Origin of the sequence: Amycolatopsis sp. NPDC102389 (genome assembly GCF_044765885.1) — a bacterium.
GTDB lineage: Bacteria > Actinomycetota > Actinomycetes > Mycobacteriales > Pseudonocardiaceae > Amycolatopsis.
This window is the reverse complement of record NZ_JBIWKX010000093.1, coordinates 12,571-23,136: the sequence shown is the minus strand read 5'-3', so window position 1 is coordinate 23,136 and position 10,566 is coordinate 12,571. Positions and strand designations below refer to the sequence as shown.

Here is a 10,566-nt window from a genome sequence, read left to right as displayed (position 1 = left end):
CCGCGCGCCCGCGGGCGGGGCGGCCTGCCCCCCCCCCCCCCCCCCCCCCCCCCCCCCCCCCCCCCCCACCCGCACCGACCATGCCACGTTTGCCTTACCCCTCAATAAGGGCGCCAGGGCTCAGCCCAGCGGGTACATCCAGCCTTCCGGAGCAGGCCGGGTGCCCTCCTGGATCCCGGTCAGCGCGCCGCGCAGCTTCATCGTCAGCTCGCCGGGCTGCCCACCCGCGACGGAGAACTCGCCGCCCGCGTGCTTCACGTGCCCGACCGGCGTGATGACCGCCGCGGTCCCGCAGGCGAACACCTCGGTCAGCTCGCCGGAAGCCGCCGCCTTCTCCCACTCGTCGGTGGAGATCCGCCGCTCCTCGACCTGGTGCCCGAACGACTTCGCCAGCTCCAGCAGCGATTTGCGGGTCACGCCCGGCAGCAGCGAACCGGTCAGTTCCGGGGTCACGACGCGGGCTTCGTCACCGGAGCCGAAGACGAAGAACAGGTTCATCCCGCCCATCTCCTCGACCCAGCGCCGCTCGACCGCGTCGAGCCACACGACCTGGTCGCAGCCCTTTTCCACGGCCTGGGCCTGCGCGACGAACGACGCCGCGTAGTTGCCGGCGCATTTCGCCTCACCGGTGCCGCCGGGGACCGCGCGCACGTACTCGGTCGAGAGCCACACGCTCACCGGCTTGACGCCGCCGGAGAAGTAGGAGCCCGCGGGCGAGCCGATCAGCGCGTAGAGGTACTCGTTCGCGGGCCGGTTGACGCCGAGCCCGGCCTCGGTGGAGATCATGAACGGCCGCAGGTACAGCGACTCGCCCGGCTTCGTCGGGACCCAGCGGGCGTCGACCGCGATGAGCTCTCGGATCGAGTCGAGGAAGGTCTCCACCGGCAGCTGCGGCATGGCGAGGCGCTCGGCCGAGTTACGGAAGCGGATCGCGTTCGCGTCGGGACGGAACGCCGCGATCGTGCCGTCGGGCTGGCGGTACGCTTTGAGGCCTTCGAAGATCGCCTGGCCGTAGTGCAGCACGGAGGTCGCCGGGTCGAGGGTGAAGGGCGCGTACGGCCCGACGGTCGCGTCGTGCCAGCCCTGCTCGGCGCTCCATTTCACGGTCACCATGTGGTCGGTGAAGTGCAACCCGAAACCGGGTGCGGCCAATACGTCCGCGACGCGTTCCGGGCTCGCGGGGCTCGGGTGCGGGAGGTGGCTGAACTGCGTCGAGGTCGTCATGACTAAGACGATAACGCTTGGTCGGACCCACGTTAGTCGGACGTCCGCATATCTTTACCTCCCTCGATCTGTCCGTCACGACGAACACGCGAGGGGCCGCGCCCCTAGGATGGCGGCGTGACGTACAACCAGATGCAGCCCGCCAGCCAGGCCCAGCCAGCCACCCCCGGCGCGGGGGCCGACGTCAAGACCTTCGTGACGGCCGTGCTGCTCACCTTCGGCACCGGACTGCTCATGATGGACGGCTGGGCCCTGCTGAGCAGTGGCTTCGGCGCGTTCCTCGGCCTGGTCGGCGGCGTCTTCGGCATCTTCTGGTGGCGCCACATCCACGGCAAGGTGTTCCCGCGCGAGCTGTCCACCAAGTCGGTGGTCGTCCTCGCGGTGATCAACATCGCGCTCGCGCTGCTGCTGTTCCTCGTCGCGGGCTAGGCGCTGTCCTGCAAGTCTTGTTCGCGGTCTTCGCGCCCAGGCGGCCCCTGACGGCACGGGCGGATGCGGCCGAGTACGACCCGGTACGAGGCCGATCCGCCCGCACCGCCAGGAACCACCTGGATCACGAAGCCCATCGAACAGACTTACAGGTCACCGCCTAGAGCAGCCCATCGGGCAGGCCGGGCGCGGGCCAGTCCGGCTCCGGCCGGAAGTCGGTCCACGTCCCGTCGAAGGGGAACCGCCCGGCGTCCGCGAGTGCCCCGATCCGCTCCCCTTCGGCGCGCAGTCGTTCGAGCTGACCGGCGGTGATGCGGCCGGCGAGGACGGCCTCCTCGGCCTCGTCCTCGTCCTTCCACTGCCAGCGTCCGCCGGGCTCGACCGCGACGTCGAGGATGCCGTCGATCCGGTCGGGTCCGGACGGCGTGCGCCCCAGCGGGACCTCGAGGTTGACGTACCAGTTCAGGAAGTGGCCGTCGGCGTCGAAGAACCACCAGACCGACGACCATTCGTCGTCGGCGATGCGCCGCAGTGTCGAGGTGTCGCGCCAGAAGTCGGCCACCCGCACCCTCGGCACCCGGAAGCGCTCCTCCAGGGGCGCCTCACGGAACAGGCGTCCGTCGGCGAGCCTGCTGCCGACGATCGGGGTGTCCGCGGGCAGCCAGCCGAGCAGCACCGTGCCGTCGTCGGTGATGACGCGCAGCGGGTGATGCTGGCCGATCGAGCCGTCCGGTCGCAGGAAGCGTTCGACGACCGTGTCGCCCGGGGTCCAGAGAGGATCACGCACGCCTTGCACGGTACCGACGGGCGCGGACCCGCAGAACCAGTTCGGCGAGCGTTCCCACTCCCGCGAGCGTGAGGGCCACGACCGGCCCAGCGAAGGCGGCGGCGACGGCCACGATCAGTCCACAAGCGAGTGTCGCCTTCGGACGTTCCGGGGAAAGCCGTTCCCTGCCTTCGGTGAAGGCGTCCACCGCGACGGGCACGGTCGCCACGGCGGCCACCACGGTCAGCACCGGCAGCAGCGAGACCGCGTCGGCCGCCGCGAGGAGCTCACGGAACGACGTCGCCGAAAGCCCCAGCCGGATCGGTCCCAGCTGATAGAGCGCGACGGCCGTGATCGCGACGGCCACGGCTCCCACGGCGGCGGCCCGGCCCGCGCCGGGGTGGCGGGGCAGCAGAAACGGCAGCAGTACCAGCACAGCGAGGCCGAGACCGGGTACGGACGGCGGGTCCGGCGCGATGAACTGCGCCAGCGGCGGGATGCCGACGCAGATCGCGATCAGGGACGCGGCGGCGGCCAGCAGCAGACCGGTGACCCAGCGGGCGGCGTAGTCGCCGAGGCGGACCCCAGCCAGGTCGGCGACGGTCACCACGACGGCGAACATCGCGGCGGCGACTCCGGGCGAGGACGGGAAGAGGTACTGCCCGAACGTCGTCGCGAAGACCAAGACCAGGCCCAGCCGCGAAACGGAGCTCGCGATCCGCTCGGGCCGGGTGTCGCCCACCGGCGGAAGCAGCGCCTCGACCGCGACCGCGAGCACGGCCGCGACCACGGCGGCGACGAGTACCCAGTAGTCCGCTCCGGAGGTGCCCGCCGCCAGCGCGATGAGCAGACCGCCCGCCAGCCGCACGCCGTCTCCCTTCCAGTACACCGAGTGACCCGGTCGGCCCCGCTGTTCCCCCAGGTCCGACTGTCATTAGCATGGCTCACGATCCAACCGGGCGGCCGCCCGGTACCACCGCGAACGCGCGAGGAGCCAGAAGTGACCGTGCCGAAGCTTGCCCTGACCGAGAACGCCGAAGCGGCGCTAGCGAAGACGCGCGCCGACGTCGTCGTCATCGGAACCCTGCAGGGTGAGGACGGCCTGGCGCTCGCCGCCGGCTCCTCCGTCGCCGACGCCGCCTTCGACGGCAAGCTCGCCGAGGTGCTCGGCACCCTCGGCGCGTCCGGCAAGGCCGACGAGATCGTCAAGGTACCGACGCTGGGCAAGCTGTCCGCCGGTGTCGTGCTGGCCGTCGGCCTCGGCAAGGCGGGCGCGGACGGCGTCACCGCCGAGCAGGTCCGCCGGGCCGCCGGTGCCGCCGCGCGGGCGCTGAGCGGGACCGACCGCGCGTTCGTCACGCTGTCGGCGATCGACCTGCAGGCCGCCGTCGAGGGCACCGCGCTCGGTGCCTACAACTTCACGGAGTACCGCTCCGAGAAGGGCGACGGCCCGGTCGCCAAGGTCGACTTCGTGAGCCCCGAAGAGGGCACCGCCAAGGACCACAAGGCGACGCTGAAGGCCGCCACCCTGATCGCCGAGTCGGTCATCATCGCCCGCGACCTGATCAACACCCCGCCGAACGACCTGTTCCCGGCCTCCTTCGCCGACCGCGCGAAGACCCTGGCCGAGGCGAACAACCTCGACTTCGAGGTCCTCGACGAGAAGGCGCTGAAGCGCAAGGGCTTCGGCGGCATTCTCGGCGTCGGCGGCGGTTCGTCGCGGCAGCCGCGCCTGCTGCGCATCGCCTACAAACCCGCGAAGGCGTCGAAGAAGGTCGCGCTGGTCGGCAAGGGCATCACCTTCGACTCGGGCGGCATCTCGATCAAGCCCGCCGCGAACATGGACCACATGACCTCGGACATGTCGGGCGCGGCCGCCGTGCTCGCCTCCGTGGTGCTGGCCGCGAAGCTGAAGTACCCGCTCGAGGTCGTCGCGCACATCCCGCTGGCGGAGAACCTCCCCTCGGCCACCTCGTACCGGCCGGGCGACGTGCTCAGCATGTACGGCGGCAAGACCGTCGAGGTGCTCAACACCGACGCCGAAGGCCGTCTCGTGCTGGCCGACGCGATCGTGCGCGCGGGCGAGGAGAACCCCGACTACCTGATCGAGACCTCGACCCTGACCGGCGCGCAGGTCGTCGCGCTGGGCAACCGCACCGCGGGTGTCATGGGCTCGGACGAGTTCCGCGACCGGATCGCTTCGATCGCGCAGGCGACCGGTGAGGGCGGCTGGGCCATGCCGCTGCCGGAAGAGCTGCGCGCCGACCTCGACTCGCGTCTCGCCGACCTGGCCAACGTCACCGGGCACCGCTGGGGCGGCATGCTCGCGGCGGGTATCTTCCTGCGCGAGTTCGTCACCGAGGGCCTGCCCTGGGCGCACATCGACATCGCGGGCCCGTCGTTCAACACCGCCGGCGCGTGGGGTTACACCGGCAAGGGCGGCACCGGCGTCCCGGTCCGCACCATCGCCGCGGTCCTCGCGGACATCGCCGCCAACGGCTGATCCCGACCTGAACCGAAAGGGACTTTCCCCGCACGGGGAAAGTCCCTTTCGGCTGTCTGTGGCAGGGTCGATGCCGTGGACAGGGACGCGTATCTCGAAGCCGCGATCAAGGACGTGCTGAGCGGCGACGACGCGACGCTCGACGACCGGATCGCGCACGCGGCGCTGCTGTTCGCCGCGTCCGGGGCGATGGCGGAAGCCGACCGGCTGATCACGCATTGGCACGCGCTCACCGAACGTCCCGTCACCGCGCTGATCCCCGGCGCCGTGCAGGCCCGCGCGTGGGCGATGCTCTTCGAAGCGCGAGGGACCTGGCCGGACTGGGCGGCGGCGATGACTCCCCTCGACCTCGACGCCGAGGAGCGCGCTCACGACGAGTACCTCGCCCGGCGGGTGTCCGATCTCGACGGTCTGCTCGGCGGCTCTCCGATCGGCGAGGCCGTCTCGCACCTGGGGCCGTCGCGGCCGGATCGGCTGCGCGAGGCCGTCGCGCGAGGCGATCTGGACGCCTGGGCGGAGATCGCGTCGCGCCAGGGCCGCCCGGACGTCGCCGTGCTCGCCGCGTCGAGACGGCTCGCCCCACGCCTGATCGCCGGCGCCGACCCGCTCGGGCTCGGCGGCTGGACGGAACTGGCCGCCGGGGCGCTGGTCGCGGCGCTGTACGAGCGCTACCCGCCCGACACCGGATCCTGGCGCGAGATGATCGGGGGCATCCTCCGGCTGCGCGGCGGCGGCACCGCTCCCCCGGCGGCGTCGCTTCGCACCATCGGCGCGGCCGAGGCACGGCTCGGCCTCCGGCTGCCCGACGACTACCGCGAATTCCTCCTGACCTGCGACGGCCTGCCCGCCGACGTCGTCTTCCCCCGCCTGCTCGGCACGGCGGAACTGCGCGCGGAAGGCGGTGTCGTCGTGATCGCGGATCCGGCCGTCGTGCTGCTGACGGCGGCGGGCGAGCAGTGGCGGACGGTCGAGATCGACCCGGCGCTGGGCACGACGGTGCATCCGACGTTCCGTGCGCTGCTGGAGCGGCACTTGCTCCTTTTGGCGCAATCCGCGTGAAATCCGCGGAAGCGCGTCGCTAGCTTCGCGACCATGACCGCTCTCACGCTCGCGAAGATCACCCAGGACAACGTCGGCGCCGCCTGTTCGATCGCCGTCGAACCGCATCAGGAGTCCTATGTGGCTCCTGTGGCCCGGTCACTCGCCGAGGCCTACGCGCGGCCCGAAGTCGCCTGGCCGCGGCTGATCCTCGACGACGGCGAACCGGTCGGCTTCGTGATGGGCGCTTTCGATCCGGACTGCCCGATCGACTACTTCCGCTGCGGGCTCTGGCGGCTCAACGTCGCGGCCGGACGGCAAGGCAAGGGCTATGGCCGATTCGCCGTCGAGGCCGTCCTCGACGAGGCGCGGCGCCGTGGCCGGCGGCGGGCCACGACGCTCTGGGTGCCGGGCGAGCACAGTCCGGAGGCCTTCTACCTGCGGCTCGGCTTCCGCTCCACCGGCACCGTCCACGACGGACAGCGCGTCGGCGAGATCGACCTCTGACCCCGCCTCAGGCCTCTCCGCGCTTCTTCCGCTCGGTGTACTCCCGCATCCGCTTCGGGTAGCCGACCCTCGCCACCTCGTACACGGGGATCGACCTCTTGTGACCGAACTGCTGCGCCGCGTCCAGGCTCTCGATCCGGCGCCGGGTCCACTCCCCGTCATGGGCGATGAGGACGACCGTGGTCTCGGTGACGTTCGTCTTCGGCTCCACGTACGCCTCGACACCGGTCCGTGAAGACGCCCACTCCTCAAGATGCTTGAAGTCGTTCGAAGAGGCTTTCCGCAGCGTACCGGGCTTTTGCCCGCCTTTAGAGCGACGGCGCAGCGAGTCGAACAGACCCACCCCGACCACCTCACTTCCCATTCGCGTCCGATGTCCATTATCCCGACTCGGGCGTGTGCTCCCCGTGGCGACCCGGACGGGCCGTGTCCCGTGGGTCACACGACGCGGCCTAGGTCGCAGCCTTTCCGCGCGTAGTGACAAGATGGCAAGTGTCCGCGCGCGCGTATACCGCGCGGAGCGGCGCCAGAGCACCACCCCTACCGCTTGCCGAGGAGTTATTGAAGTGACCGACACCTCCGCCGACCTTGTGATCCTGGGTGGCGGATCGGGCGGCTACGCCGCCGCGTTCCGCGCGGCCGAGCTGGGCCTTTCCGTCACCCTGATCGAAAAGGACAAGCTTGGCGGGACGTGCCTCCACCGAGGCTGCATCCCGACCAAGGCCCTCCTGCACGCGGCGGAGGTCGCCGACGAGACCCGCGACGCCGAGACCTTCGGTGTCAAGGCCGTGCTGGAAGGCATCGACATCGCCGGCGTCAACAAGTACAAGGACGGGATCATCTCGCGCCTGTACAAGGGCCTCCAGGGCCTGGCCAAGGCGCACAAGGTGAACCTCGTCGAGGGCACCGGGACGTTCGTCGGCGGCACGACCGTCGAGGTCGACGGCACCCGCTACACCGGCAAGAACGTCATCCTCGCCACCGGTTCGTACTCGAAGACGCTGCCGGGCCTGGAGCTGGGCGGGCGCGTCATCGCGAGCGAGCAGGCGCTTTCGCTGGACTACATCCCGAAGAAGGTCATCGTCCTCGGCGGTGGTGTCATCGGTGTCGAATTCGCGTCCGTCTGGGCGTCCTTCGGCGTCGACGTCACCATCGTGGAGGCGCTGCCCCGCCTGGTCCCGAACGAGGACGAGTACGCGTCCAAGCAGCTCGAGCGCGCTTTCCGCCGTCGCAAGATCGCCTTCAAGACCGGCGTGCGGTTCACCGGCGCCAAGCAGGACGACAACGGCGTCAGCGTGTCGCTGGAGTCCGGCGAGACGCTCGAAGCCGACCTGCTCCTGGTCGCCGTGGGCCGTGGCCCGAACTCGGCCGGGCACGGGTACGAGGAGGCCGGCGTCAAGATGGAGCGCGGCTTCGTCCTCACCGACGACCGCCTGCGCACCAACCTGCCGAACGTCTACGCCGTCGGTGACATCGTCCCCGGCCTGCAGCTCGCGCACCGCGGGTTCCAGCAGGGCATCTTCGTCGCGGAAGAGATCGCCGGCCAGGAGCCGCGCGTGATCGACGAGAGCGGCATCCCGCGCGTCACCTACTCGCACCCCGAGGTCGCGTCGGTCGGCCTTACCGAGTCGCAGGCGAAGGAGAAGTACGGCTCCGACGTCACCACCTTCACCTACGACCTCGGCGGCAACGGCAAGAGCCAGATCCTCAAGACCTCCGGTGGGGTCAAGCTGATCAAGGCTCCGGACGGGCCGGTCGTGGGCGTGCACATGGTGGGCGACCGCGTCGGCGAGCTGATCGGCGAAGCGCAGCTGATCTACAGCTGGGAGGCTTTCCCCGAGGACGTCGCCCCGCTCATCCACGCCCACCCCACCCAGACCGAGGCCCTCGGTGAAGCGTTCCTCGCCCTGGCGGGCAAGCCGCTGCACGTACACAGCTGACGTCTCACCGTCGAAGAACCAGACCAAGCAAGACATATCAAGGGAGTCAGCGAACGATGGCCTACTCCGTCACGTTGCCGGAGCTCGGTGAGAGCGTCACCGAGGGCACCGTCACCCGGTGGTTGAAGCAGGAGGGCGACACCGTCGAGGTCGACGAGCCGTTGCTCGAGATCTCCACGGACAAGGTCGACACCGAGGTCCCGTCCCCGGTCGCCGGCAAGGTCGTGAAGATCAGCGCCCAGGAAGACGAGACCGTCGAGGTCGGCGGCGAGCTCGCCGTCATCGACGACGGGACCGGCGGCGTGCCGGAGTCCTCCGGTTCGGCCGAGCCGGCCGCCGAAGAGGCGCAGCCCGAGCCGGAGCCCGAGCCTCAGCGGGAAGAGGCCTCCGCGCCGTCCCAGCCGGACACCGCGCCGGCTTCGGGCGGCGAAGGCACCGAGGTGAAGCTGCCCGAGCTGGGCGAGAGCGTCACCGAGGGCACCGTCACCCGGTGGCTCAAGCAGGTCGGCGAGAGCGTCGAGGTCGACGAGCCGCTGCTCGAGATCTCCACGGACAAGGTCGACACCGAGGTCCCGTCCCCGGTCGCCGGCACCGTGCTGGAGATCCGCGCCGGTGAGGACGAGACCGTCGAGGTCGGCGGTGTGCTCGCGGTGATCGGTGCCGCCGGTTCCGCCCCGGCGCCGAAGGCCGAGCCCAAGCCGGAACCCAAGCCCGAGCCGAAGCCGGAGCCCAAGCCGGAACCCAAGCCCGAGCCCAAGGCCGAAGCGGTTCCCGCGCCGAAGCCCGCCCCGGCTCCTCAGGCCGCCCCGGCTCCCAAGGCCGAGGCACCGAAGCCCGCGGCGAGCAGCGACAACGGCTCGGACAACGCGCCGTACGTGACGCCGCTGGTCCGCAAGCTCGCTTCGGAGCACGGCATCGACCTGTCGTCGCTGTCCGGCAGCGGTGTCGGTGGCCGTATCCGCAAGCAGGACGTGCTCGCGGCCGCCGAGGCCAAGCAGAAGGCCGCCCCGGCTCCCGCCGCGCAGCCCGCTGCCGCCGCACCGGCCGCCGCCGCCCCGTCGGCTCCGCGCAAGGCCGCGGTTTCGCCGGACCTCGCGGCGCTGCGCGGCACCGTGCAGAAGGCCAGCCGGATCCGGCAGATCACCGCCACGAAGACCCGCGAGTCGCTGCAGGTTTCCGCACAGCTCACGCAGGTCCACGAGGTGGACGTCACGAAGATCGCCAAGCTCCGCCAGCGGGCGAAGGCGGCCTTCAAGGAGCGCGAGGGCGTCAACCTGACGTTCCTGCCGTTCTTCGCGAAGGCCACCGTCGAGGCGCTCAAGCAGCACCCGAACGTCAACGCGTCCTACAACGAGGACACGAAGGAGATCACCTACCACGGTGCGGTGCACCTGGGGATCGCGGTGGACACCGAAAAGGGTCTGCTGTCGGTGGTCATCCACGACGCGGGTGAGCTCAGCCTCGCCGGTCTCGCGCACCGCATCGCCGACCTGGCGGGCCGCGCGCGTTCGGGCCAGATCAAGCCGGACGAGCTGTCGGGCGGCACCTTCACGATCACGAACATCGGCTCCAACGGCGCCCTGTTCGACACGCCGATCATCGTGCAGCCGCAGTCCGGCATGCTCGGTACCGGCGCGGTCGTGAAGCGCCCGGTCGTGATCGCGGACGCCGACGGCAACGACACGATCGCCGTCCGGTCGATGGCGTTCCTGCCGCTGACCTACGACCACCGCCTGGTGGACGGGGCCGACGCGGGCCGCTTCGTCACGACGATCAAGCAGCGTCTGGAAGAGGGCAACTTCGAGGACGAGCTCGGTCTCTGATCCTCCGGTGGTCCGTGAAGGCCCTCGTCCCGCTTCGGCGGGGCGGGGGCCTTCGCCTTTCTCTCACAACGCAGCCGACACGGCGTCCAAAGTCGCATAGCTGCTGGTCGGCGCCACTCAGCCCACCTTTGACCGTCCATAATGGACGCTCTGCGCGATCATGGCGCCCGTTTTAGGTAATATGCGCGGTTTCGCGAGAGGGTCGTGAGTGCTAATGAGCGTTCTAATGAGGGGTAAGGCAAACGTGGCATGGTCGGTGCGGGTGGGTCGTGGGGGGGGGGGGGGGGGGGGTGATCCAAAACCCCCCCACACCCCCCCCCGGGCACCGCCGCGCGG

General features: G+C 70.6%; 10 protein-coding genes. 6 read left to right on the top strand and 4 right to left on the bottom strand.

The window, feature by feature from the left end; all coding sequences use genetic code 11:
* Positions 1–120 precede the first annotated feature (120 nt).
* Positions 121–1,224 carry a branched-chain amino acid aminotransferase gene (locus tag ACIRGA_RS38915; protein WP_400951769.1) on the bottom strand — a complete coding sequence of 368 codons (1,104 nt, stop codon included), beginning with the start codon at positions 1,222–1,224 and terminating at the stop codon, positions 121–123.
* 117 nt (positions 1,225–1,341) lie between these two features.
* Between ACIRGA_RS38915 and ACIRGA_RS38910 the strand changes: the two genes are divergently transcribed.
* A complete protein-coding gene (locus ACIRGA_RS38910; RefSeq protein WP_400951766.1) occupies positions 1,342–1,653 on the top strand; it encodes a hypothetical protein in 312 nt (103 codons plus the stop codon).
* Between the two features lie 160 nt (positions 1,654–1,813).
* Here the strand turns inward: ACIRGA_RS38910 and ACIRGA_RS38905 are convergent, their stop codons facing one another.
* Positions 1,814–2,440, bottom strand: a complete 627-nt coding sequence (locus ACIRGA_RS38905; protein ID WP_400951763.1) for a DUF402 domain-containing protein — start codon at positions 2,438–2,440, stop codon at positions 1,814–1,816.
* The gene (locus tag ACIRGA_RS38900) at positions 2,433–3,308 is read right to left on the bottom strand and encodes a hypothetical protein (protein WP_400951760.1); all 876 of its coding nucleotides are present in this window, start codon (positions 3,306–3,308) and stop codon (positions 2,433–2,435) included. The genes ACIRGA_RS38905 and ACIRGA_RS38900 overlap by 8 nt, the downstream gene beginning before the upstream one ends.
* 111 nt (positions 3,309–3,419) lie before the next feature.
* Between ACIRGA_RS38900 and ACIRGA_RS38895 the strand changes: the two genes are divergently transcribed.
* From ACIRGA_RS38895 to ACIRGA_RS38885, 3 genes are all read left to right on the top strand, one after another.
* Entirely contained in the window at positions 3,420–4,922 is a 1,503-nt protein-coding gene (locus ACIRGA_RS38895; RefSeq protein WP_400951756.1) for a leucyl aminopeptidase, read from the top strand.
* Between the two features lie 75 nt (positions 4,923–4,997).
* Positions 4,998–5,981, top strand: a complete 984-nt coding sequence (locus ACIRGA_RS38890) for an SMI1/KNR4 family protein (protein ID WP_400951751.1) — start codon at positions 4,998–5,000, stop codon at positions 5,979–5,981.
* Between the two features lie 33 nt (positions 5,982–6,014).
* Positions 6,015–6,467 (top strand): GNAT family N-acetyltransferase, encoded by a 453-nt coding sequence (locus tag ACIRGA_RS38885; RefSeq protein ID WP_400951746.1) that lies wholly within the window; start codon positions 6,015–6,017, stop codon positions 6,465–6,467.
* Positions 6,468–6,474: 7 nt separating this feature from the next.
* Here ACIRGA_RS38885 and ACIRGA_RS38880 read toward each other — a convergent pair whose 3' ends face one another.
* Positions 6,475–6,819 (bottom strand): hypothetical protein, encoded by a 345-nt coding sequence (locus ACIRGA_RS38880; RefSeq protein ID WP_020630431.1) that lies wholly within the window; start codon positions 6,817–6,819, stop codon positions 6,475–6,477.
* Between the two features lie 214 nt (positions 6,820–7,033).
* Between ACIRGA_RS38880 and lpdA the strand changes: the two genes are divergently transcribed.
* Both lpdA and sucB read left to right on the top strand, forming a co-directional pair.
* Complete coding sequence (lpdA, locus tag ACIRGA_RS38875; protein WP_400951741.1) at positions 7,034–8,407, top strand: dihydrolipoyl dehydrogenase; 1,374 nt, start codon at positions 7,034–7,036, stop codon at positions 8,405–8,407.
* Between the two features lie 56 nt (positions 8,408–8,463).
* Complete coding sequence (gene sucB / locus ACIRGA_RS38870) at positions 8,464–10,230, top strand: 2-oxoglutarate dehydrogenase, E2 component, dihydrolipoamide succinyltransferase (protein ID WP_400951736.1); 1,767 nt, start codon at positions 8,464–8,466, stop codon at positions 10,228–10,230.
* The last annotated feature ends 336 nt before the right edge of the window (positions 10,231–10,566 follow it).

Bases quoted from the DNA above. Each gene is read 5' to 3' on its own strand.
- sucB (WP_400951736.1), top strand. From the start codon at position 8,464: ATGGCCTACTCCGTCACGTTGCCGGAGCTCGGTGAGAGCGTCACCGAG.
- ACIRGA_RS38915 (WP_400951769.1), bottom strand. From the start codon at position 1,224: ATGACGACCTCGACGCAGTTCAGCCACCTCCCGCACCCGAGCCCCGCG.
- ACIRGA_RS38885 (WP_400951746.1), top strand. From the start codon at position 6,015: ATGACCGCTCTCACGCTCGCGAAGATCACCCAGGACAACGTCGGCGCC.